The sequence below is a fragment of the Cupriavidus necator A5-1 genome (assembly GCF_000744095.1).
GTDB classification, from domain to species: domain Bacteria; phylum Pseudomonadota; class Gammaproteobacteria; order Burkholderiales; family Burkholderiaceae; genus Cupriavidus; species Cupriavidus necator_A.
Genome location: NZ_JQLI01000001.1, coordinates 797,050 through 818,929, shown reverse-complemented (window position 1 = coordinate 818,929; position 21,880 = coordinate 797,050). Strand labels below are relative to the sequence as shown.

Annotated in this window: 20 protein-coding genes and 3 pseudogenes; 8 read left to right on the top strand and 15 right to left on the bottom strand. The window is 62.6% G+C overall.

Annotated elements, in window-relative coordinates; all coding sequences use genetic code 11:
* The first annotated feature begins 294 nt into the window (after nucleotides 1-294).
* On the top strand, nucleotides 295-564 hold the full coding sequence (locus K307_RS47420; RefSeq protein WP_155301057.1) for a hypothetical protein: 270 nt from the start codon (nucleotides 295-297) through the stop codon (nucleotides 562-564).
* Nucleotides 565-668: 104 nt separating this feature from the next.
* Here K307_RS47420 and K307_RS03675 read toward each other — a convergent pair whose 3' ends face one another.
* The 3 genes from K307_RS03675 to K307_RS03670 all read right to left on the bottom strand — a co-directional run bounded on the left by K307_RS03675 (nucleotide 669) and on the right by K307_RS03670 (nucleotide 2,449).
* Complete coding sequence (locus tag K307_RS03675) at nucleotides 669-1,352, bottom strand: hypothetical protein (protein WP_042876376.1); 684 nt, start codon at nucleotides 1,350-1,352, stop codon at nucleotides 669-671.
* Between the two features lie 370 nt (nucleotides 1,353-1,722).
* The gene (locus tag K307_RS50895) at nucleotides 1,723-1,824 is read right to left on the bottom strand and encodes a hypothetical protein (RefSeq protein ID WP_230625445.1); all 102 of its coding nucleotides are present in this window, start codon (nucleotides 1,822-1,824) and stop codon (nucleotides 1,723-1,725) included.
* 376 nt (nucleotides 1,825-2,200) lie between these two features.
* A complete protein-coding gene (locus K307_RS03670; RefSeq protein WP_042876374.1) occupies nucleotides 2,201-2,449 on the bottom strand; it encodes an H-NS family nucleoid-associated regulatory protein in 249 nt (82 codons plus the stop codon).
* Between the two features lie 375 nt (nucleotides 2,450-2,824).
* On the opposite strand from K307_RS03670, the gene K307_RS49035 reads away from it, so the two are divergent.
* From K307_RS49035 to K307_RS03650, 4 genes are all read left to right on the top strand, one after another.
* Nucleotides 2,825-2,968 carry a hypothetical protein gene (locus K307_RS49035; RefSeq protein WP_230625443.1) on the top strand — a complete coding sequence of 48 codons (144 nt, stop codon included), beginning with the start codon at nucleotides 2,825-2,827 and terminating at the stop codon, nucleotides 2,966-2,968.
* 9 nt (nucleotides 2,969-2,977) lie between these two features.
* Nucleotides 2,978-3,241, top strand: a complete 264-nt coding sequence (locus K307_RS49030; RefSeq protein ID WP_051974631.1) for a DNA cytosine methyltransferase — start codon at nucleotides 2,978-2,980, stop codon at nucleotides 3,239-3,241.
* Between the two features lie 487 nt (nucleotides 3,242-3,728).
* The gene (locus K307_RS47415; RefSeq protein ID WP_051974630.1) at nucleotides 3,729-4,394 is read left to right on the top strand and encodes a hypothetical protein; all 666 of its coding nucleotides are present in this window, start codon (nucleotides 3,729-3,731) and stop codon (nucleotides 4,392-4,394) included.
* 292 nt (nucleotides 4,395-4,686) lie between these two features.
* The gene (locus K307_RS03650) at nucleotides 4,687-5,127 is read left to right on the top strand and encodes a cupin domain-containing protein (protein WP_042876370.1); all 441 of its coding nucleotides are present in this window, start codon (nucleotides 4,687-4,689) and stop codon (nucleotides 5,125-5,127) included.
* An 81-nt stretch (nucleotides 5,128-5,208) separates the two neighbouring features.
* On the opposite strand, the pseudogene K307_RS44780 reads toward K307_RS03650, so the two are convergent.
* The 3 genes and pseudogenes from K307_RS44780 to K307_RS03635 form a co-directional block, all read right to left on the bottom strand.
* Nucleotides 5,209-6,601, bottom strand: a pseudogene (locus tag K307_RS44780) (ISKra4 family transposase).
* A 343-nt stretch (nucleotides 6,602-6,944) separates the two neighbouring features.
* A complete protein-coding gene (locus K307_RS03640) occupies nucleotides 6,945-8,081 on the bottom strand; it encodes an IS110 family transposase (protein ID WP_042876367.1) in 1,137 nt (378 codons plus the stop codon).
* Nucleotides 8,082-8,171: 90 nt separating this feature from the next.
* Nucleotides 8,172-8,780 (bottom strand): plasmid pRiA4b ORF-3 family protein, encoded by a 609-nt coding sequence (locus K307_RS03635; protein WP_196251517.1) that lies wholly within the window; start codon nucleotides 8,778-8,780, stop codon nucleotides 8,172-8,174.
* A gap of 73 nt (nucleotides 8,781-8,853) precedes the next feature.
* Between K307_RS03635 and K307_RS45425 the strand changes: the two are divergent.
* A pseudogene (locus K307_RS45425) lies at nucleotides 8,854-8,982 on the top strand (IS4 family transposase); the annotation flags it as partial.
* 79 nt (nucleotides 8,983-9,061) lie between these two features.
* Here the strand turns inward: K307_RS45425 and K307_RS50890 are convergent.
* The 8 genes and pseudogenes from K307_RS50890 to K307_RS03605 all read right to left on the bottom strand — a co-directional run.
* A complete protein-coding gene (locus K307_RS50890) occupies nucleotides 9,062-9,229 on the bottom strand; it encodes a zinc-ribbon domain-containing protein (protein WP_419187102.1) in 168 nt (55 codons plus the stop codon).
* An 87-nt stretch (nucleotides 9,230-9,316) separates the two neighbouring features.
* Entirely contained in the window at nucleotides 9,317-9,418 is a 102-nt protein-coding gene (locus K307_RS50885) for a hypothetical protein (RefSeq protein WP_419187139.1), read from the bottom strand.
* Nucleotides 9,418-9,672, bottom strand: coding sequence for an ankyrin repeat domain-containing protein (locus K307_RS50880; RefSeq protein WP_051974626.1), 255 nt, complete (start codon nucleotides 9,670-9,672; stop codon nucleotides 9,418-9,420). The genes K307_RS50885 and K307_RS50880 overlap by 1 nt, the downstream gene beginning before the upstream one ends.
* Before the next feature lie 79 nt (nucleotides 9,673-9,751).
* The gene (locus K307_RS03625) at nucleotides 9,752-10,261 is read right to left on the bottom strand and encodes a zinc ribbon domain-containing protein (protein WP_042876365.1); all 510 of its coding nucleotides are present in this window, start codon (nucleotides 10,259-10,261) and stop codon (nucleotides 9,752-9,754) included.
* A 101-nt stretch (nucleotides 10,262-10,362) separates the two neighbouring features.
* Nucleotides 10,363-13,419, bottom strand: coding sequence for a DNA polymerase III subunit beta (dnaN, locus tag K307_RS44135; RefSeq protein ID WP_051974625.1), 3,057 nt, complete (start codon nucleotides 13,417-13,419; stop codon nucleotides 10,363-10,365).
* Nucleotides 13,420-13,667: 248 nt separating this feature from the next.
* Complete coding sequence (locus tag K307_RS03615; protein WP_042876363.1) at nucleotides 13,668-13,907, bottom strand: hypothetical protein; 240 nt, start codon at nucleotides 13,905-13,907, stop codon at nucleotides 13,668-13,670.
* Between the two features lie 2 nt (nucleotides 13,908-13,909).
* The gene (locus K307_RS03610; RefSeq protein ID WP_042876361.1) at nucleotides 13,910-16,837 is read right to left on the bottom strand and encodes a hypothetical protein; all 2,928 of its coding nucleotides are present in this window, start codon (nucleotides 16,835-16,837) and stop codon (nucleotides 13,910-13,912) included.
* 503 nt (nucleotides 16,838-17,340) lie between these two features.
* Nucleotides 17,341-18,354, bottom strand: a pseudogene (locus tag K307_RS03605) (Tn3 family transposase); the annotation flags it as partial.
* A 208-nt stretch (nucleotides 18,355-18,562) separates the two neighbouring features.
* Here K307_RS03605 and K307_RS03600 point away from each other — a divergent pair.
* Nucleotides 18,563-19,231 carry a PAS domain S-box protein gene (locus K307_RS03600; RefSeq protein WP_230625441.1) on the top strand — a complete coding sequence of 223 codons (669 nt, stop codon included), beginning with the start codon at nucleotides 18,563-18,565 and terminating at the stop codon, nucleotides 19,229-19,231.
* A 157-nt stretch (nucleotides 19,232-19,388) separates the two neighbouring features.
* A complete protein-coding gene (locus tag K307_RS03595) occupies nucleotides 19,389-20,264 on the top strand; it encodes a hypothetical protein (RefSeq protein WP_063771655.1) in 876 nt (291 codons plus the stop codon).
* A 628-nt stretch (nucleotides 20,265-20,892) separates the two neighbouring features.
* Here the strand turns inward: K307_RS03595 and K307_RS03590 are convergent.
* Nucleotides 20,893-21,804: an NlpC/P60 family protein gene (locus tag K307_RS03590; RefSeq protein ID WP_051974623.1), complete on the bottom strand. Its 912-nt coding sequence runs from the start codon at nucleotides 21,802-21,804 to the stop codon at nucleotides 20,893-20,895.
* Nucleotides 21,805-21,880 lie beyond the last annotated feature (76 nt).

Below are 21,880 nucleotides of genomic sequence, written 5' to 3'. Positions count from 1 at the left end.
AACAATAACCTCCCGCTACAGCAGAATTTCGGGGTACGGGCGTTATGTTCGAATATGCGTCATATTTTGACATTGTACGCGCTCGGCCGAGCTGGGCCAGTCCTCGCCTTATCCAAGGGACCTTACGACGACACGTCATGCCGATAAACGCCAGTTATCGGCAAAGGCAACTATGGCAAAACGCCGCCCTCGGGCGGCGCGCTGCCCCGATCTCGAGGTGAGGAGTCCTCTCTTCCGTCCATCGTGGACGGCGAGCACAATCAGGCAGAAGCTTGTACGCAGGAGGACTGCCCCATGCGCGTCACCACCGTTCGGCGCCAGCTCGAAGCCCTTGGAATTCATTGCCCCGATCGCATCGAAGATGAGGCGCGCGATGGCATCCTGGTCATCAACGACAGATTGCATGTCAGCGTCTCCCATTTGGAAGCCGGGATGCATCTGGTTCAGCGCAATGCCGACGGCAGTTGTCTCTTCTATCCTGAAACCAGGTCGATGGCGGAACTCGCTGTCCAAATTCGGGAGGCCTTGGGTCGCATGGGCGAGCCAGGTCGCGCAAGAGCTTGATCCTCTAGATATGCGCCGAATCCAATTCCCGAATCATCGCAGCAACGCTCTTCGCATCGAGATCCGTGCCATGTGAGAGCAGTGTGGCGTACAGCGAAACGAGGTCACGCGCGTCTCGCGCGCGGGTCGGCTTTGGCGTGTTCGATCGCCGTAAGTGTTTCTGAGTCCAGCACTGCCTGGGCGTCGGACGAAATGGCAAACAGTTTGCCGTCGATGTCATGGACGTGTAACTGCTCATGGGTGACAGCATCCGTCACCAGCGCGCGGCCGGTCAGGCGCAGGGCGGCTTGGAGATGTGATTGTCCCGAGACGATCCGGTAATTACGTCCTTCTGATCGTCTCACCAGCGCGTCAGTGGGGATCTCGCTGAGCTCGATAGCGCCGAATCCGGGGAGCGACATTTCCTCGATGCGATTCTTGATGCAGGCGACCATCACGGCGGCGCCGGGGCGCTCGGTTGCCGCAAGCCGTTCATATTGACCGAGGAGGATGTTGGCCTTCTCGATTGAGGGCGTCGTATAGACAAAGGATTGGATGGCGGTCGGCGGGCGAGTCAACCGGGTCGCCATGATTGCGAATGCCCAGTCCCTTTTGTAGTTGCAGTGTGGGCAAACCCAGCCGTATTTGGTGGCAATCAGGATGCCAAGGGCGCCACCTTCGACTCCGTGGCGATGATCGGCGCTGTTCCTGCAAGTGAAGGCGCGCAGAACCGGGCCGCCGAGGCCAACCTGGTTCTCGTTGAGCTTCTGGACCTGATCGTCGGTGAACGGTGCGCGAATGTAACTCATGGCATTTGAGACGGCAGCTTCCGCGTGGCGTGGCTATCGCCGCGCAGCCGGCACCCGGAACGCTCGGGGGTCTGCCCGGCGGCTAACAGAAATTCTGGGCGCCAGGACACACTGCGGCCGCCGCCTCCTTCCAGTTTATGCCCGGGAGAAGGTCTATGTTGCTTTGGCCGGGCCCGAACCTTTTGTGTGCTGCCCGACCTAAATCCATTCCGCTTCCTCGAATCGAAGCAGCCAGGACAAATCTGCCCATCCTGCTCGTGGCGCAAACTGCCGACCGTCGATTTTGTGCACGTGCAGCATTTTTCCGGTGGCTGCGCGACCAGCCATGCTCGGCGGCCTCCCTGGCATATCATTCGCGCAGTTCGTTGGACTACAGTTTGTCCAGCAGTGTGCAAAAGTGGAACCAGGGCAATTGTGCAGCAGCCTGCTGCACAAATTCCCCGCTCGGCCAAGCCTCGGCAAGCGCGCGCATGTACTTGAGGTTGCGCGGCGAAAATCCCTCATGTCCGGAAACGTCGCCCGCAGATCGCGTGCGAGCCGGTCTATCGCCCAGGCTGCCTGCCCATCCCTGCTGTGCTGCCGCTCGAGGATGTTACGTCCGATCTGCCAATAGAGCGTCACGAGTTCCCGGTGACCGAGAGGACCGCACGCTGGCGTGACCCGAGTTTTCAACCCAGCGAGCCAAGCGGTGTAATCGGGGGAAGGGAGCGTTGCGTCCGGCATTCAGTTGGTTCCGTTTCGGATTGCGGGCCGGCGGCGCCGGTCTCCCCCCTCATTATCCGGGTCGGTCAGCTGGCGAGCAATGCAAGGTCCAGGCCGTCCCATGGGATGGTATCGCCGCGAGAATACTACCCAACCTGGAAATGTTCCACGTTCTGCCCGGCGTTGATCGCCCGCTGCAGCCAGTCCGGCATGGCGCCCCGACCGTCCCAGCCCTGCCCCTGCGCGTTGCGGTAGCGCACCGCCCCAAGCGATGGCGCCGGCGGCGGCTCGGCAAAGCAGCCGGCGGCCTGCAGGTCGGACAGGCTCAGCCCATGCTGGGCCATCTGGATGCGGATCCAGGTGATCGCTTCCGCGCGCTCGATTTCGATCGACATGATGCAGGTGAATAGATTTGAGGAGGCGCAGGATCCAGCGTCGCGCTGTCGTTCGGAATTAGACGTCAAGCTTGTTCCGGGGATTGCTGCTACGAAGATCCGCGCGGCGGGAGGACAAGGTGGCCTCTCTGCTTAAATTTTAATCAAACCCACAGATCGCGCACTGGACAAATCCTCGCCCTCAGACGCCCCCCTCAGGCTGGCCCCGGCTTGAACTTCGTGCGCATTTTACGCTGTCGAGCAGTTCGAGCGCACCACCCGTTTGATCACATTTTCGATAGTGGCTGCTGGTATTGACCGCGCTCCACGGGTCTTGGGTGCGACGGTATTCATCAGCGATTATTCCTTGTGGCGAGCCGGAGCGAGCGTCCTCTGATGCGACAGCTTTCCCAGCGCCGGCACGTTGCCGCGGAGTCGATCATCGACTTCTCGGCAGCAAAGTGGTCCCCGGTGAACAAGCCCGGCCGGAGCGACAAGACGCTGGCCAGGGTGGAAGCCGGCCGCGCCCGGTACGGGTAGCGGTTCGTGATGCCCTACTACGGCAGCGGCTCTGGCACCACCGGACGCAGCCTGGATCGCCCCATCGGCACGATCACTACCTTGGACCGCTGGGCCGTGGTGGACGGCGACCGCATACGCATGCTGAGCGCCGACGAGTGCCGCGCGGCGATGGGCTTCCCGCGGGAGTACAAACTGCGGTCACAGCACAAGACGGCTGTGCACATGCTGGGCAATGCGGTATGCCCGCCGGTCGCGCGCGACATCATCAACGCAATCATGGAGGCGGCGTGAGCTTACTCGTCTACCCACGTAAACGCGGCGCCCGAGTCAATCAGTTGGGTTGCATAGGCTCGCGCGGCAGCCATGGCGTCGCCATCGGAACTGAAAACGCCAGGAGCAGCGAGAAGAATCGTCCTCCGATCGAAGATGTTCGTCGGGGAACTAGAGCCGTAGATTCGCACGTCGCTAGTCCACTGACCTGGTCCGTCGGACGTAGCGGAGGCCTCATACCCGAAATCTCCGTGTCGATAGATCGGACCAATCTTCGCATCGACCCAGCGCATCCCAGCAGATGCAGCTACCTGCGATGCCTCTTGCGCAGTCTTGTAAATGTGTGCACCGAGATCAATGATATGGTCAATTGCCACATCACTTTGGTGCTCGGTTACTACCAGACGGGAGCTGTACCCCCCATCAGCCAGCAGCTGCGGATCGCAATTGATGGTGTGCCGCCTGTATGTCGTACCCATCTGACGCTCCAATTTTCTGGAATCCTAGCATGACCAAAGAACGCCCTATCCTCTTCAGCGGCGCCATGGTGCGCGCCATCCTGGACGGCCGGAAGACGCAGACGCGGCGGATCATCAAGCTGCCGGAAACGCTCGGCACCTGGGAGCCAACCACAATAGGGGGCGGCACATCGACTTTCGCCGACGGCACACCGGCGCCGGAAATGGCGGCGATCTGGCACACACGCACCGGCGCTACCCTGACCTGCCGGCACGGCCAACCAGGCGACCGCCTGTGGGTGCGCGAAAGCGGCGTCATCAGCAAGCTAGCCGGCACCCACGACAAACCAAGGATATTCCGGCATGACGTGCCAGCGACGCCCGAGACCGGCTACTACTGGGTGGAACGCACCCGCGACACGGGCGCCAGCTACAACGTGTCCGGCTGCTCGCGAGAGGCCGCGCTGCTGTCACCACCGCCAAGGCTTGCCCGTCGATTCACATGCCTCGCTGGGCCTGCCGCCTGGTGCTGGAGATCACCAGCGTGCGCGTCGAGCGGCCTAACGACTGCGGTGAAGCGGATGCTATCGCCGAGGGCATCGAGCGCCGTCCCAGCGCGGATGGTGACTGGGCACACTAGGAAAATCGGGGGCAACGACGACGTTCGTCCGGCTGAGGATCGACTAGGTAGCTCATTGGCCTCTCAGGAGCGGTAAGTCCAGGGAGGCCTGGAGGCGCTCGATGGGCGGCAGGGCGGGCATGGCTGAGGGAATTGGTGGTGGTTCGCATTGCGTCGGCAGATAATGAGCAGGCGGGTCGTTCCGCAGTGCGCCGCACCACAATCAGGTACAACGTTGCCCTGGACGCCCGTGCGGAAACGCTGACGGTGCAATGCCTTGGCGAAGCTGCGCTGCACGCGCCACACGGAGGGCCAGACGAGGCCCGGCGCGCCGAAGGCGCGGATGTTGCATCGCCCGCATGGCTTCACCCAAGCGAAAGGAGCCTGTCATGGCCGAGTTCAAGCCAACGCGGTTTTCCCACGTCCGTCCCCAGGACACCGCCTTTGTCGACCAGGGTTTGCGAGATTTCTTCCTCTACCGCGATCTCGGCATTGCCGAGGCCACCGGCGGCCGGGTGCTGGCGCAGTTGGTCAAGGCCAACCAGCCGCCCGAGCATGGCACCGGCTGGCATCGTCACGAGGCCGACTTCCATATCGTGCTGATGCTCAAGGGCTGGGCCCGCTTCATGTACGAGGACAAGGAGACCAAGGTGGCTGCCGGGGATTGCGTGCACCAGCGGCCAGGCATCGTCCACTACCTGTTCGATTACTCGCCGGACATGGAGTACCTGGAGATCGTGGGGCCGGCCGACTTCAAGACCACCGATGTGGAAGGGCCTTGCGCGGTGCCTGCGGTCACGCCCTGGCCAACGGACCGTCCGGCGCCATAGGGCGTGCCGCCCACGCTGATCACTGCGTGCTCCCCATGATGGTGTTGCGCACTGTGGAGAGCGCGCCAAAGCGGGGGCTGACTAAACGGCGAGGCGGCGGTCTTCTCCGCAGGCGATGGAGGGATACCATCGTTCAGCGTGCGATCGGAGCTGGTCATTGAGCACGGCCGTCCGGACTTGTAGCAGTGCGTGGGCGTGCCGCGGCCGCCAGGCCATCTGCTGCCGTTTGACGAACCGCTTGCTGATTACCTGGTTGACGGCTGACTCGACAAAACCTGATGCAATGGGCTCCCCATGCCGATAGCGGTCACCGTAGTTCACGATGAAGTGCCGGTTGTTGTCCAGGTAGACGATGAACTCCTCGAGTTTGCCGAGGAGTTTGACCTCTTCGGGGCTGGCCTCAGCTTCCAGATCCCAGCCCAGGCTTTCCAATCGGCACAACGCTGGATAGGGGCAGCCGTGCCACTGGTGCCACTTGGCGCCATGCAGCGCCTTGATCAATGTCGCGTTGCTCGGGCCGTCGCTGTGTGCCGGGCGGCCCTTGATCATCTGTTCGAGGTTCTGTACCCGCATGGCGACGTGGAACCAATCGAGAACGTACTCACCGCGGTCACCAAAGCCGAGCTGCGCAAACCGTACGGTATCGCCTCCATCCTACAGAAAGGTCACCGGTTGACCGGTTGACTAGGTTGCACACCTTCACGTAGCAGGAAATTCAACATACGATCGGCCGGCCGGTGCTCCAGCTTGTGCACGTAGGCAAAACTATGGCCGGCATCCTGATCGCGCATTGACTTCCCGACGATCACTTCAAACCAGCCGTCCTGCCGGCGCCGGTGGCCGGCCAGCCGAAGGTAGCCGCCGTCAATGCCGACGGCGCGGACCGGACTGGGCTCCGGGATGTCGGGCGAACCGACGCTCGCGGCCACCTCCGCGTGCTGCCGGGCGTCGGTGGCCTGTTCCGCTTCCAGCCGGCGACCGAGCCCGGTGACCTGGCGCCGGATCGAGCTGGCTGCCAGCACATGATCGAGCGGCAACACCTCTTGCAGGACGTTGACGGTCAGACCATACGACATCAGCGCTGCGAACTTGACCTCGAGATACTGCAGTTCTGGGCTGACCCGCTCAGGCAGACAGCGGGCGACCGGGCTGAAGCTACGTGCGTCGCCCTGGCACTGCCGGCAGGGGTACAGCCTGGGACTGTCAATCGACAGTCGCCCGAACGCGCTCCGGAAGACCAAGTGATGGTGGCCCTTGCAAGCCAACTGCGCCCCGCACGTGGGACAAACGCTGATCCGGGAACCTGTGCCGCGACCATCGTGCGCTGCAGCCGACCCAGCAATAGTTTCGCCTCCTCCAGATGCAGGCCCAGCGAGCCCACATCAAGGCCGTCTCTCTCGAACTGGGCAATTTCGGTGACGGTAGCTGGCACGCCTCCCTCGTCCTGCACTACGAGTTGCAAGCTAATACGCATGGCCACCCTCCTCCCTTCTATGAGCAGTGGTTTGTCAAGTCCCTTTGGGAGGTTGGGGCTAGTCGACCGACGATCAAACTTCCTACGTGCGGCATAGTCTGAAGCCGTTTGTGCGCGCGTCAGACGTGACGTCTGACCACCTTCTATCCGCCGGCGCTTGGCCGGCCTCGTCCTGCATGCGCATTACGCCGGAATCATCAACCAGGAGACATGCCCCATCTTGGTAAATCGGTTGCATCAGCAACCCGGGAGGAGAACGGGCATGTTCACCTCAGACCGTTTGTGCTTGCGTAGTTGCCCTGACCGACCGTTACCTCCTTCCTGCAAAACTTTTTTTGGGAGCCTACGCTGACTTCAGCCGTGCGCCTTCGGGAATCTCACCGTCTTTCAGATAGCGCCACAGCGCAATGGCGAGTCGCCGTGCGACTGCAACGATCGCGATGCGCCGGGCCCGCCGGTTTGGTCCCGTGCTCTGGGTGCGCGCGTTGAACCAGCGCGTGAGTGCACTGTCGGGTTGGTGGCGCAGCCAGCACCATGCCATCTCGACCAGTAACGCGCGCACTCGTCGGTTGCCCTGTTTGCTGATGCCCTGGTCGACCTGGCTCTCGCCGCTGTCGTAGGGCTGGGGCACCAGACCGGTACAGGCACCAACTTGGCGCCGGTTGCTGAAGTCCCTCCAGAACAGTTCGAGCGCGAGGCGCGACGCGCCCACTTCGCCAATCCCTTTCAGGCGGGCCAGGTCATCGCGTCGCTTGCGCGCGGGTGCGGGCAGGCTTGCCTGCCGCGTCTTCTCCAGCGCCGTGAGTTGCTGTTGTGCCAGCGCCAGCCGTTCGCACTCGCGCAGCAGCCGCTCGCGCATTTCGGGCGGCAACGGCGCGCCGTCGTGACACTTCACCTCGTCACGGGCGAGCCGGCCGGCGAAGTGCTTGTGATCCACCTCATCCCAGCAGCCGAACGTGGCCAGCAGTTTGCGCATGCGGTCGCGGTGCTGCAGCACTTCCTTCTGCAGTTGCCCGCGATCGCGCATCAGGTGCCGCGACGCTTCGTCCTGCGGCGATGGCGCGTGAACCACGTGCATGCGGTCGCGCTCGCCGCGTAGCCATGCGCGCAGGTTGATCACCAGCTTGATGACATCGAGCCGGTCGGTCTTCGCGCGCCGCTTGTGGCGTTCAACCGGAATGCTGGCCGGATCGATGACGTAGCACTTGATGCCGTGCGCCTGAAGCGCGCGACAGATCCAGAACCCGTCCTGGCCGGCCTCGTAGCTTACGACGACGCGCAGCCCGGCTGGTAGGGACCACTTCTTTTTGTGCTGTTCGATCAGGTCCAGCACCTCCTGCAGACGCGCTGAGGCTTGCGGCTGCGCGACCGTATGCACCGCAGGCTGCTCGCGGTGACCGTCGTGTAACGCGACCTTCCACTTCGCGGCCGCCAGTTCGAGCGATACCGCCAACACCCGCTCCTCGATATCTGTACGCATGATGTCTCCCCTGTGAGCCAAGCACGACACGCTGATTTTAAGCATCGGTTTGTCCTGTCTCATAGGATCTTGGAAGCTGAGGCGACCAGTCTACCCCTCGAAGTGTCGCAACCGATCATTGACGATCTGACGGTCAAAGCGACGATCCAGCCAAGTCAGCCATCGGTCGACCTCATCGCGTAAGTCTTCCAGCACGACTGGACCCTCGCGCAGCGACTCGAGCCAATCGAGGAACTCGTACTCACAGCGTTCGTCCCTGGCCTCCAGATACCTCTCGATCCCGCCAATGTCCTCTGGCGGGCAAGGCCCGCAACCCGCCACGCAATGTGGCAGCCGGCCAGGATGTTGCCGCAGCATACGCCGCTCCACCCGTATCTCGTGGCGCCACCACGCGTTGAAGTCGTACACATAGACGAAGCCTTCGTGTTCGCGGAGATGAAACGCGGTCAGCGGCAGTTCGTTTGCCACTGTGGAGAACTGCAAGACGCCCTCATGAGCTTCGCCGTAACGCCTGCCACGAATGCTGAACTGGTGCAGATGTTCGTCCGCCCAGCCCATGACTACCTGAATGACGTTGTGCAATTGTCCGAGCGTCAAGTGCTCGGGAACGAGGACGCGTCGCCAAACTGGCGGGCTCAGGCCGCGCAGAGCAATTCGAAGTTGAAGGACGGAGGTCGCCGGCCCAGGATCGGAAGCCATGCGCGCATTGTAGGTGCCATATTGGCATCTCAGCAGCGGTCCGGTCGTCTGCCCCCGCTTTGGCGCGGTCTCCTTGATTGCACAACTTGGCGGTTTCCTAGGCCGCAAGGGCGATGGCGAGCCGGGTGTAAAAACCATCTGGACTGGCTTGCAGCAAGTCGCGATCGCCGCTCAGCGGGCATTTTTTTGTATAAAGAAATGACTTTCTACATCCCAGCGGAGAATCACCCCGTCCTTGCTTGCCGAAACGGCTTGACGTCCGTCTGCCGAGAAGACCGCCTTTACCACCTCATCTTGATACCCCTCGAAGCGGAGGAGTTCTCCTGGGTATCATTCAGGCGTGCGGGCTGACGATGGATTGATGTGGCGTCCACTGCTACGGGACGCCCGCACTCGCCACAAAAATGGTGGCCCGGTCTAAGCTCGGACTGGCAATGGGTACATTGCATGGAAAGCACTTCTACCGTTATGAACGGTAGCGCCGTGCGATGAAGACCGTAAGCGCAGCGACAACTGTCTGCCGGCTGTTCATACGCTCATTCCTTGGCGCCGGCCTCTTGGAGAATACGCACGACTTCCGTGTGTCCGTTCAGTCTGGCGGCGATCAAGGCGGTGTGGCCACGATCCCCCTTTCGCATTAACATCGGCCCCTGAGGCAATCAAGACCTTCACCGTCTCGACGTGCCCCCCCGTAAGCCGCCCACTTCAAGGCGGTCCAATCGGCGCCCATCTGCGCATACACATCGGCCCCGCCGGCGATCAAGGCCCGCACGGCCTCGGCCTCGCCGAATGCCGCTGCGACCATTAAGGCGGTCATTCCGTCGGGCCCGCTTCGTAGATTAGGGTCCATCCCGTCGGTCAGGAATGATTTTATTGCAGCCGTTTTACCCATCCGTGCCGCGGCGAGAAAGCGTTTCTCCGGCGTGTTCTCTTCCGGCTGGTAATAGGAAAACGGCTCATCTTGCTGCCTCTCAAAATACTCCGATGAAACGTAGGCCGCCGAGCACGGCGATGCCTGCAATGGCTGCCAGCGCAAAGAAATACCGATACCTTCGGAAATGCCTATAGACGATGAAATTCAGCCCGCCGAGCACGGCAATGCCTGCAGTGGCTGCCAGCGCGATGTAATACCCATAACTTTGAAGAATAAGCCTATACCCCATGAAACCCAGCCCGCCGAGCACGGCGATGCCGACGCTGGCGGCCAGCGCGTACGGCCAGCGGCGACGCTTCGCCCCCGCAACCGAGGTTGGCGTTGAAGGTGGTATCTGAGTCTTCTGAGCCTGCGGCGAAGCGCCTTGCAGGGACTGCCCGCACTCGCCACAAAAACGCTCGTCGGACGGCCGTCTGGCGCCGCAGGCTGGGCAGACCACCGAATCGGGAGACAACGGGAGCGGGGCGACCGCTGCCACGGGGTGACCGCAGACGCTGCAAAAGCGATCGTCCGGGCTGAGCTCCGACTGGCATTTCTCGCATCTCATACGACGAAACCTCCTAAGCGAAGTAGCGCGTTTTCGTTAGGACTCCCTCGACGCATGTGCTGACCGACACCGTCGTTGGAGCGGTTGCCTAGGGCTGCCGCCTAGTCGATGCGCATCGGCATCACCACATACTTGAAGTCCTGGCGACCGGGAATAGTAAGCAGGACGCTCGACATGGCGCCGTCCAGCGTGACCTCGACCTCGTCGCAATCCAGGCTGTTCAGCGCGTCGAGCAGATACCGCGCATTGAAGGCGATGCGCAGGGGGACCCCGTGGTATCTGATGGACAGCTCCTCTTGCGCCACCTGATCGCTCGCGTCCGTTCGACGGATGACCAGGCTGCGCTCGTTGAGCTCCCACTGTACACCGCAGGATTCGTCGCGGCTCACGCGCTGCAGCGCCCTCGCGAGGGACTGCCTATCGATACGCATCACATGCGCACGAGCGCTCGGGATGATACTACGGTAGTCGGGAAACTCGCGGTCGACGATTTCCGCCGCCAACCACTGGCCATCGACCCGGAAGCGGACCCGGCTCGGCGAGATGTCGATGGCGACGGGGGCGTCGCGCTGCGCGAGCCACTCCGTCAGTTCGACGACCGTGTTGCGCGCCAGAATGACCTTCCGACCGAGCGCTTCTTGGGCGTTTACCGGATGCTCTGCTAACGCCAGGCGATGACCGTCGGTCGCAACGACCCGCAGTTCGCTCGAATCGACGGCCATCAACAGTCCATTGATTGCGTTATCGCCGTGCCCCATCGCGTACTGCACCATCGCGAGCACCCTTCTCAGCGCCCGTGCCGGCAGCTCGACCATCGCTTCACCTTCAGCCGCCGATGAGGCGGCTGGACCGACCTTCGCCCCACAGGCGGTGCAGAAATTCGCACCCCCTCGCAACGGCTTCCCGCAGGCAGCGCAGCAGGGTTGCTCCCGGCCCTGGAAGAAGACCAACCCACCGCCTGGCACCGCCGTCGAGTCGGCAGGGATCACCTTTGCCCCACAGGCGGTACAGAATTTCGTGCCTGTCCCCAACGGCTTCCCGCAGGCCCGGCAGGATTGTGCCTGAGGCGTCGCGGCATGGGGTGTCCCCGTTCCAACGTGCTTCACTCGGCCTGCGGCGTTTGGCGGCATCCTACGAACAGCCTCTTGCAGCAAGTCCATGTCGAGCCACACCATCTCGGGCGCTTCGGCGGGGACCCAACGCCCCTGCTCCAGCCGATTCCAACGCAGCGATGCCAGCCCCACGGTCCAGAGCGCACCATCCGCCCCCCTCACCCGCAGTGCCGCGTGCAGCGCTTTGAATTCTTCGTCGGAAATGAACTTCCCGTCCCGGATTTGACGGAGCTCCTGGGCCAGAAGCTGTACCTGCCCGCCGTCAATTGGAACTTCCCTGGGAAGCTTTCCTGGGTGTTCTACGACGAGCAGGCGCCGGGCATCGGCGGGATCGTGCTGGAAGCGGAAATGCACGTGGGGTGCGACGGACAGCATGCGAAACCACCGTCTCACCGTGACCGTCGGACCTTGCGGCATGACCGCTGGGGCGGGAGAGGCAGGGGCCGGTGACGACTCGCGGGCCGCCGACCGGACCACTCGCGCGGGATCTGCATTATCGATTGCCCACGACTTCCCGCTTTGCTCGACTGGCGACGCACCCTGCTGCGGGGAGAGCGAGGACACGCTCGGCTCCACAAGAAGCCGGTTTCCACACTGGCCGCAGAACTTCATCGTCGCCGGGTTCACTTGGCCGCAGTGGCTACAAACGATCTGCGACGATGTCTGCTGAGCGTCCGGCGCCACCACCCGCTGTTCGTTTGAAATGCCGAGGACCTCGTCGCGCTGTTCTTGCGTCGAGGCCGTCGTGAGTATTGCGCGCTTCAGCGCGACCTTGGGCGCGGCAGGGAGCAGCGCCGCGGCGATCATCTCGGCGAGGGCGATGTAGAGTTCTCGCTGCGTCAGCGTCCGATGCATGGCAATGCCGAGACCGCTGCCGTCCGGTTCGAGCTCAATCAGATGATTGGAGAGTCTCGTCGGTGCCAGGAACGCCTCGATCAGCGGCAAAGCCCCGAGCTCGGTCAGCACCTCGAACCTGAAGCCGACTGCGACACCGATGCCGTCGATGAACTCGTTCCCCATCCTCTGGGCCGCGTCACCGAAGCAGAAAAAATCCTGACCGGCATCCTGATCATGCTGTGCAAGCAGGAATTTGGCGTCTTGCAGGACGGTCAGCTGTTCGATTGGCGGCTCCTTGAGCAGCGTGGCGACGCCAGGTGCGAGCTGAATAAAGGCGGGAAGTAACCAGCGCAGATCGCGGCGCGTAATCGCTTCGCGCATGGTGGCGATGAACTCCGGCTGCCCGATGCGAAGCGAATCCGTAGCGCCGTAGCTCAGCGCACTCTGGTATTTCGCCCGCCGGTACCCGTCGACGGCATGTAGCGCATAGATGAGCGCCGGCAATGGCAGCGTCGGCGGCAGGTCGCTGGGAATAGCGCGATCCGATGCACTCGAGAGTCGGAACAGCCACCAGCCCAGATACGCCTCCGCCGAACCGAAGGCATGGGCGGCGTATCGGTCGTTCCGCTCGGGAGCGACGACGACAAAGGTCTGCCCCTCGGCATGGCTCACGCAGGCGAAGAATGCGGCTTGGGGCACAGATGCACCGGCAAACCGATGCGTGATGCACAGGTCAGGGCTCGCGAGGATCGCGGCGATGCGCGCCGGTAGCAATGAGACCGGCCGACCGCCCGGCATGCCGCCTGAGCGTACCAACGCATCCAGGTCCTCGGCGAAGGGAGACAGCGCGTTCCAAGACCCGGCGCCGTTCAATAGACCATCGCAAAGCTCATCCTTGCTGAACTCACCGTTCCACTCTTCGGGCGCGTCCAGGCCGTATGGCTCGCCGCAACGCTCATAGTTCGCGATGTAGTGCTCGATGGGCATTGCGGTGCCTGTGTCAATGAGCTTCCCACTTTGCCGCTCGACGATAATGGGTGCGTTGCCCGCAATCGCGTATCGGGGATCTTTTGTTTCCAGCCACGTTTTGGAGGCATATGAGAATACCCACCCCCAGGGCCTTTCAATGGTTGCCTCATCGACAATGACAATCTCGTCATTGCACACCTCGGCTTCAACCAACCGTCGCGCTTGCTTTTTGGTGATCATGAGACGGTTAATCCTCGATCAGGGAGTTGCACTCACCGGCCAATTACCGCAAAGGCGGTCGTCGCGCGCGCTGCTGCGGCTTTTGCCATACTCTCGTGCAGCCGATGGCTTTGGCTCCGCGCAGCATTTTTTGCCCGCGGGACCCGCCGCGCCGCAATTTGGACAATAGACCATCTCGAGGCCGTGACCATTTGGGGCGGGGGCATTCAGCGTTTCCGATCAGTTAACCCTTCTCCATCGGCCGCGCCCTAGAGACTCTCATCGCCGCTCGGGCCCCGGCTGCTGATGAGTGACCCGATCAGCACAAAAGCCTCCTCCTTGCTGATGATGTTGCTCTCGTCGATTCCGCCCATGCGAAGATCGATGAGCAGTTCGCTGTCAGGCGTCCAGCCTTTTTGGCGATGGTAGACCTGCGGGTTGACGCCGTTATCTTCCCGGAAGATCACCCACTCACCCCGGGGGTAGTCTTGCTTGTAGTATGTCCACATGGTCAGGGCCCCTGCTTCTTCGGGATCGACGGGATTTTGTCAATGTTGTCCGGGACGCGCAGCGATTTAGCGATCCTCATTTGCTCATCATCAAGTAGCGCCCAAGCGGGATTAGAGCGATCAGCAGGAGTAAGCTTTCGCATCTCTTCGAATAGGTGGTGAGTACCCGGGCCCTTGGCCCACAAACTTTCCGGCGTATGGAATTGCACTTCCATTAACTGCCCGGTTGGGCTACGCAGTTGGACATTGATCCCCTTGTAGGATTTCATTGCGTCCGGCCAGGTATTCTTCAATTCGACAATCTGGTATCCCTCGTCTGCAAATTTCTTCAAGACTGCCACCGTGCCGTCGGCGAGCTTTTCCGGTGGGAAGGTTGAGGTATAACGGACCGTGTCAGCGATGTTGTCCCCCGCGGCTTCAACACTGAGGCCTTTTCGGGTGACATCCTTGGCAACCTTTTCCACCAAGGACCCCGGCCTCTTCAAGCGGTCCTTCAAGCCCTCCATCTGGCCCCCCATCGCGTCCGTGGTGGTTTGGATGCTCTTGGTCATGGCCGGTTCCGCGGCCTCTGCTTTCGCCAGCAAGGCGTTAGCTTTGTCCAACAGGTCGATCTGTTGTTGGTCGGTGAGATGCTTGATCTCGGGGACCTTTGGCGCTTCCGCCTGGGGGGTGGAGGGGGCTGGGCTGTCCGGCAGCCTCTGGGGCACCGTATCGTCGAACGCGCTGGCTGCTGTGGAGGCGCTGACGTCGTCGGCACCTTGCGTAAATTGGGCGCCACGGCCGGAACCCTGCGCCGCGGCCCGCGCGGTATCGTCGGCAGCGGAGGCCGCCGCCACACCTTCCCCCAGCACGCCGGAAGCTGGAGCCGGAACCACTGCCTCGGCAATCCCGGCGGTACCCTTGGCCGCGCCGGCGAGCTTGGTTACTCCGGCCTTGATCGCGGCGCCACCTTCGACGACGCCCGCGACCGTGGTAACGCCGATCGTCGCGCCGACGAGCCCATCCCAGAGACCGTTGATGACGTCCCGCCCATGAGTCCGGTCGCCGGCGGCTTTCAGGTGGTCCCACGACGTCTCGACGGCGCCGCGCAGGCCTTGCCACACCATGGCGGCGGTATCTGTTACCGTGCCGCCTATCGTGCTGCCAATAATGCCTACGGTCTCTCCGGGGCTACGCGAGAGGTCGTCTTTGAGATTCGTCCAGGTGCTGGGTGTTAGGGCGTCATCAATCGCAGCCTCTATTGTGCGAGCGGCCGAGTAGGCCGAGCGTCCCAATGCGATGCCGCCTCTTGCAAGCGCGATGACGGCGCGAACCTGTTGACCGGGAGAGGTCAAAAACTCGCCCCCCGCCTGTGCCCCGGCGATCGCCCGCTGGCCCAGCCCCTTCGGGATATTCCAGAAAACGTCTGTCAACACGCCGCCAGCCGTGTCGAGCATTACCCGTGGCATGTCGCTAAGCGCGTCGAGCGTTTGCTGCGCCGCCGCGGCTTGCACTTTATAGGCGTCTTCAATGGCCGTGGTCGGCTGCGGGAATGAATCTGCGGCCTGTGCCCCGGGCGGTGCCGGCGGCAGTCCGGACGCCCCCGGCAGGTTGGGGTCGGGCAGATCGCCGGAACCGTCGAGCACGGCGGAGGTGGTGAGCGGCGCGTCGCCCGTCCACGGAAGATCGGGCGGAGGCATCGTGACATCACCATCGGTAACCGTCGTGCCGGGCATGCACCAAGGCAGGTTGGGATCGGGCAAGTCACCCACGCCATCGATTACGGCGGAGGTGGTGAACGGCGCGTCGGCTGTCCACGGCAGGTCGGGCGGAGGCATCGTGTTGTCATGCTCGGAGACTGTCGGCGGGGTCGCCAACCCGTCCGGCGGCGCAGACCTGGCCTCGCCTCGCGGAGGGAGGACTTTGGGCTCCGGACCGCTGCCGCCGCCGGCGCCCGCAATCGGCGCACCGAGCACGCCACCGACTCCGGCACCGAGCCCGGCGCCTAAGCCGGCCGCGAGACCGCCGCCGACCGACTGCCCGAGCACCGCCGGGACGTCGGCAGCTGCGCCGTGATGATGCGCCTCGCCGGTCCAGCCCCCCATCTCGCCCGGCACGCATTCGCCCGGCACGCACCGTTGGGCGAACGCATGGTCAATCAGGCCGAGCCGGGAGTCGCCGAGCGCAAGCCATGCGAGTTCCACGAACGCCAACAGCGCGGCGGCGCTGGGCGGAATCCGGCGGGACAATATCAGCGCCGCGATCACGCAGGCCCCGGCAAAAGCGAGCTTAGGTAAGACACCGGGAAGGACGAAGCCGACGCACAGGGCGAGTGCGCCTCCAAGCACCCCGACCGTCATTCCCGACACGCCCACCGGGCGCCGTTCTCGGGAGGGGGCAACGTGCTGGACGAGCTCCGACCACAGGTGGAGCAGCAGCGCCGAAACTAGCCGCCCCAGCATCGAGGGCAGCGACGACATCAAGCCCGCGGCGAGGAAGAGGCCGACCCATGGGGAGACCAGGTTGGCGGCAACCAGACTGACGGCCGCTCCCCACAGCAGATGAACGCGAGCGGCCTCGCCGTCTCGTTTGAAAATGAGGCCGAGTGCGGCAGGGAATTCCCCCAACTCCTGACAGAAGCGCTGGGTACCGACCGAGCGCCAATAGCCAGCGAGTCCGCCGATCACCATGCCGCCCAGCGCGAAGCTAAGCGAGCCCCACCAGGCATTGCCCTGCCCGAACGCCAGAACGCCGGGGTCCACCTGGTGGCTACCGTAGACGAAGAGGAGCAGCAGCGCGTTCGCTGCGTAACCGAATGCGGCGCCAACCACGGCGGAGAGGAATGCCGTCTTGGAATTCCGGCGCAGCCACTCGGTGACTAGGCGAACGAAAGCACCCAGACTCTCCGGGGCCTGGGCAAGGTGCGCAGGCTGCTTGCCTGTCATGCCCATGCGTCTTCTCCGATCAGGTGGTCGCGGTGGCCGTGTCGTCTCGTCCGACTGTCAGCGACGAGACACAATGCCGCATGACGACCATTTCCTTTGTCGGCGGACAATCCGTACCCAGTGAATCGCGAAGTGCTTCGAGGCTGTACAGGACCCGGCTGAGAAAAAGGACGGCTGCAATTTGTTTCATGAAGGCAAGCCCACGTTGCGTGGGAGGTTCGAAGTACAAAGGATCAGGCAGCAAGCTTTGGCTCAGTCCACGCGCACTGGGCGACAGCAATACCTCCGTGAGAAAAGAAGCCATAAAGCAAAGATAGACCATACGAGGGCCGGCCGGGATTCGTGAATATCTGAAGCTTCACATATTTGCGAATCCCGGCCAGCCCTCGTCTTGGATCCAGCGGATCGCCGCCGCCCGCTCAGTCTTTGCTGTCATCGTTTTGGTTGTCGTTGCCGTCGCTGCTGTCGCTGCCATCTTCCGGGTTCGAGCCGGTAGGCGCCCCGTGCTCGATCATCGCAGCAATGCCCTTGGCATCGATCTCGGTGCCATGGGCGAGCAAGGCCGCGTAGGTCGACAGCAGTTCGGCCACGGACTTCGCCCGGTGCCCGAGCAGCACCTCGCTGAAATTGGTCGAGGCGTCGACCTCCAGCAATAGGTCCGGCAACTGCACATCGCCGATTGTCTTGTAGATCAAGTCGCGTGTGCGGCGCGGCTCATCGTCCTGCTCCAGCGGCACAATCGCCGGCAGGTGAAGCATGCCATCGTCTCCTATTTCGATCTTGCCTTGAGCGGAGGCCTCGGCCACAGCAGCCACGCCAGCACGAAGCGTATCCCGTAGCTGTTCGATGAAGGTATCAGCCGCGACTGGCGGGCCCAATAGCCCGAGATACTTGACACGGTCGCGCTCCCACTCCTTGGCAGGGATGAGCATTTGGTCGCCATCACGAAAGCGCATCGAGTGGTCAATCCATACGCTGCCCCGACGCAGGCTATTTCGTAGCGACATCATCGTGCAGGCAGAGAAGGCCTGATAGCCGCGCTTGGGGTCAGGATCATGGACGAGGTCATGCCACGCCGTGCCAACGCCGGTCTCCGTAAAGTCTTCTGGCAGAGCATTGAGCTTCCTTGTTTGCAGGTCGCGCCACGCCTTGAGGTTCGCAAAGCCGGGATCGTCCTCCCTGCCGCCGAATTCCAGGCCTTCCAGGCCCGACAGCAGAGCGTGAATCCGCTGATGGTCACCGGTCAGCGCCGCGCGCACGTGTGACGCAAAGCTCGAATGCGCCGCGTCGGTGACGACGGCCAGGTGCTCCAGGGCTTCATCCACTCGCTGCTCGGTCGACTTGCTCTTGTCTTGCAGGACGGCCTTGGCCTTGAGCGCCTGCTGCCTGTCTTCCACGGCGGAGCGGATGTGCGTCGACTGCGCCGTGCTGGCCGCGCGTCGGAACAGATCCTGGCTGCGTCGGCTGGTCTGGTGCATCGCGGTATCGGTGAGTTCCAGCAAACTCATCCGTAGAAAGCAGACAGCTATCTGGAAGTCCGCACGCTCGACAAGTTCACCCACCGTGTATCCACCGCGTGTACTTGCAGTGCAGTCATCTGCTCAACCGGATGGTGCAAGCTCGTCTGCCCACAGATATCCACGAGGTAAAATCGCAAGCACCTCTGGCGTCCAGGGCGGGGCGCCCCCAACATTAATAACAAATATGGCAACACTGCCACTCATGCACGTCATGGACCTGCTGCTCGACGCGATCTGCGTCGTCGACCGCGAAGGCCGTTTCCTGTCCATCACAGGGGCTTGCGAAAGCATCTTTGGCTACAGAACGGAGGAAATGCTGGGCAAGCCCATGATTGACTTCGTCTTTCATGAGGATCGGGAGAGAACCCTGAAGGCTGTCGAACGGATCGAGGCTGGTTATCTGCAGCGTCAGTTCGAGAATCGCTATGTGCGCAAGGACGGCAGTATCGTGCACATCATGTGGTCGGCGCGCTTGTCAGAATGCAAGAACCAGCGGGTGGCCGTCGCCCGCGATATTTCGGACCGTGCACAGGTGCTGCCGGAGGAGCGGCTGCTGTCGGATAGCTCGTCGGCAGAGGCACCCTGGCGATTATCGGATGCACCCCCTACCCTGATTCCGCCTGGGTTCGCGCCCATTCCGCTGTCGGCGCAGGATTACACGGTCCTGCATGCACTTGCCAGCGGCGACGAATGCGTGACACGCAAGGCCATTGTGCGGGCGCTTGGAGAGGATTTCCTCCATTATGACCAGCGCCGGCTGGATACCCAGATGCGCCGCCTGCGCCGCAAAGTTGAGCAGGCGTGCGGCCTGGAGTTGCCGGTGTCGACGGTGCGAGGCAAAGGTTTCCGGGTCTATCAGCGGATCGAGATCGACGGCTAGGGCAGGGAGCTCCCCAGTGCCGCCTCGTCGGGCCGGTCTGCTCAGATTTGCTCAGACAACGTCGGGGACGGCACTCTTATTATTTCAGGCTTGACCATCAAGCCGGACGAACATTCGTCCTCTGATCTTGCTCGCGGACCATCAGAGATTGAATCGGATGCAGCAGATCCAGCTTCCTGCACTGAGTCAGGCGGAGTTGGACATTGCATTTTCGTCGTTTGCGGGTATGGATGGCGGCAACCCGGCCGCCGCGATCTGGGTGTGCGATGCGGCCCCCCTGAATGGCTACGTACCGCTGTCAGTTGCGTTGCAGCGGCAGCCGATACCCGGGACATGGGATAAGGCGTTCCGTTGGCGCCATGCGCATCTGCTGCCGCGGTGGCAAACGCATTACCGCATTGCACGGGTGTTGGCTGCCGCGCGGGGAGCCGCCTTGCCGCCAGGGCGCACGCCGATCACTGCACAGGAGTACTTTGACGGCTATCTCTATGCGCCGCGCGGCTGGGACTTCAAGCTAAGTCTTTTCCCGCTGCCTGAACGACCAGATCAAGCCTTGCCTTGGCGCAAGGTTTTCCGTGAGCAGCCAGTATTGCGCCTCAAGTCGGAATATCTTCGTCTGTGCCGCCTCGGCGGGCGTTTCCGCTTCATCTCGTCGCTGCGCCGCCAGTATTGCCCCCGCGTGGTATTGTGCTTGGGCGAACGTCACGCGCACGATTATCAGCGTGCATTCGGTTTCGAGGACGTGGAGCGAAACGATTTGTTCTTGAAGCCGGCCGATTTGGCGCGGCGCTTGCAGGTTTTCGAGCACGATCAGACGACGCTGGTACTTAGTCCACCGTTTGCTGGGGCGCATGGGCTGAGTTCCGACGTGCAACTCGACGCGCTGGGCGCCTTTTTGGCGCAGTGGCTTCGCCCGACAGACTTTCCGCCGCGCCTGAGCGTCGCCGAACAGTCGTGCGATGCGGAGCCGGCCAGCATGGCTTTGCCAGCAACCTGTGAGCTCGCACTGACCGAAGCAGCGATCGCCGCCTAACAGCTGATGCGTGGCCGCCTGCCAAGGGCGGCAGACTGCGCGGCAAGCATGGCCAAAGAGGTAGAGGAGTCGGAGTCATGACGAGACCCAGCGGCTTGTTCCATATAGATCGACAAGGGCTCGTTATCGTGCCTTATCGACGGAGGCCCGTCACGTTCTTCCCGGCCTCCGCGCGCTCCAGCCTACGCCTGCTGGCGAGGTTGAAGGAGGCGCAACGACAGTTGCCATCTCCGGACGCTGCCTCGCGGCAAACGCGGACTTTCGAACGTCGCCTCAGGCCGATCAACGGTCAACGGATCTCTGAGGGCGACCGTCGCTTCGCGACCCGTGCGGCTAGCCATGGTTTTAGCAGAATGTAGTAGCTCGCCCGATAGAACTACAGCCCTGTTCAGTCGTCCACTCGCTCCGTGAATTGCTGGCTGCTGTCGTTTGCCCCCGTCGTGGTCGCACCGAAGGCGTTGTAGCTGTAGCTGGTCACCTCCGAGTGGGCATAGGTCGGTGCGAGGAACGCGCCGACGCTTGCTATGATTTCTATGAGCCAGCGCCACCATGTTGTAGTGCGTTAAATGCGGCATCAATCACCTGGACCTGACCCGCCTCCGGATGGGGTTCTTCACCGAACGCATTCCTATAGACGTCGCGCAGCGCAAAACGCCTGGGCATACAGACCGTCGCCGTCCAGGGTCGAACGCCCTCCGATGTCGCTCATGGTCGGACCGTCCCTCCGCTTCCGACTGGAAATGAAACGGTGATGTCCTCTGGTGTCGCGTCCGAGATAGATGCCGACGTGGTCGATCTGCGGACCGTCGTCCGGATCGGCATCGAAGAACACGAGGTCGCCCGCAGCGAGGTAGAGAAAATCCGTCGCCTGATGCGTGGCCATGCGCAGGATGAGCACGCCGGGGGCGTGGCTTGCCATTTCATGGGCGCGTCGCGGAATCGCCGCTCTGTCCTCGCGAGGGTGCCGACATAACGCGATGTTTCCGGGATCGCGCCCCGACAGGTTGCGGCGATAGCCGAAGACCATGCGTACGTAGCCGGAGCAGTCCAGGCAGCGGTATTGCCGGCTTTCCGGATGATCCGTGCCTTCATCCACGTAAGGCCATGCGATCCCAAGGTAGTCGTTGAAGTCCGAGCCCTCTGCTCGCGTGTCTCCGATTTCCGGCCCGTAACTGGCATCGCCCGCGATCTGGAGTTGGGGATCATCGTCGGCGTGGATGGGGGCGCTGCCGGCGATGTACTGCATGGCAACCGCGAGGATGTCGGGCTCATTACGCGCGTTTGCCTCGAGTGCCGATGCAAGCCAGTCCGGGTCGAAGGATTCGTCGCGGAACGATTGCGGGTAGGTGCGCACCCAGGTCGCATGCCTGACGACATGCTGCCCCTCCCTGAATGTCCGGAACGGGCCGCGAAGTATCACGGTATGCGCGCCGACGGTGAATGACGCGAGCCACCGGGCGGTGCAGGGGTTGAACATCGCCACCTGTTGGATCTCGCCGTCATGGGATCCGGTTCTGATTTTGTAAGCCGAATTCAGCATCGCTCGATGTGTCCTTGGTTGGCATGAAGTCGGGCAGGGACTCAAAGCTGGGGTTCGATGCAAATGGCACGAGGCT

Coding starts and splice junctions, on each gene's coding strand:
- K307_RS50880 (WP_051974626.1), bottom strand. CDS start 9,672: ATGGGTAAAACGGCTGCAATAAAATCATTCCTGACCGACGGGATGGAC.
- K307_RS03590 (WP_051974623.1), bottom strand. CDS start 21,804: ATGCTGAATTCGGCTTACAAAATCAGAACCGGATCCCATGACGGCGAG.
- K307_RS03640 (WP_042876367.1), bottom strand. CDS start 8,081: ATGCGTACAGATATCGAGGAGCGGGTGTTGGCGGTATCGCTCGAACTG.
- K307_RS03595 (WP_063771655.1), top strand. CDS start 19,389: ATGCAGCAGATCCAGCTTCCTGCACTGAGTCAGGCGGAGTTGGACATT.
- K307_RS47415 (WP_051974630.1), top strand. CDS start 3,729: ATGACCAAAGAACGCCCTATCCTCTTCAGCGGCGCCATGGTGCGCGCC.
- K307_RS03650 (WP_042876370.1), top strand. CDS start 4,687: ATGGCCGAGTTCAAGCCAACGCGGTTTTCCCACGTCCGTCCCCAGGAC.
- K307_RS50885 (WP_419187139.1), bottom strand. CDS start 9,418: ATGCGAAAGGGGGATCGTGGCCACACCGCCTTGATCGCCGCCAGACTG.
- K307_RS49035 (WP_230625443.1), top strand. CDS start 2,825: ATGCGACAGCTTTCCCAGCGCCGGCACGTTGCCGCGGAGTCGATCATC.
- K307_RS03670 (WP_042876374.1), bottom strand. CDS start 2,449: ATGTCGATCGAAATCGAGCGCGCGGAAGCGATCACCTGGATCCGCATC.
- K307_RS03610 (WP_042876361.1), bottom strand. CDS start 16,837: ATGGGCATGACAGGCAAGCAGCCTGCGCACCTTGCCCAGGCCCCGGAG.
- K307_RS47420 (WP_155301057.1), top strand. CDS start 295: ATGCGCGTCACCACCGTTCGGCGCCAGCTCGAAGCCCTTGGAATTCAT.
- dnaN (WP_051974625.1), bottom strand. CDS start 13,419: ATGATCACCAAAAAGCAAGCGCGACGGTTGGTTGAAGCCGAGGTGTGC.
- K307_RS03600 (WP_230625441.1), top strand. CDS start 18,563: ATGGACCTGCTGCTCGACGCGATCTGCGTCGTCGACCGCGAAGGCCGT.
- K307_RS50890 (WP_419187102.1), bottom strand. CDS start 9,229: ATGCAATGTACCCATTGCCAGTCCGAGCTTAGACCGGGCCACCATTTT.
- K307_RS03675 (WP_042876376.1), bottom strand. CDS start 1,352: ATGAGTTACATTCGCGCACCGTTCACCGACGATCAGGTCCAGAAGCTC.
- K307_RS03635 (WP_196251517.1), bottom strand. CDS start 8,780: ATGGCTTCCGATCCTGGGCCGGCGACCTCCGTCCTTCAACTTCGAATT.
- K307_RS50895 (WP_230625445.1), bottom strand. CDS start 1,824: ATGCGCGCGCTTGCCGAGGCTTGGCCGAGCGGGGAATTTGTGCAGCAG.
- K307_RS03615 (WP_042876363.1), bottom strand. CDS start 13,907: ATGTGGACATACTACAAGCAAGACTACCCCCGGGGTGAGTGGGTGATC.
- K307_RS49030 (WP_051974631.1), top strand. CDS start 2,978: ATGCCCTACTACGGCAGCGGCTCTGGCACCACCGGACGCAGCCTGGAT.
- K307_RS03625 (WP_042876365.1), bottom strand. CDS start 10,261: ATGAGATGCGAGAAATGCCAGTCGGAGCTCAGCCCGGACGATCGCTTT.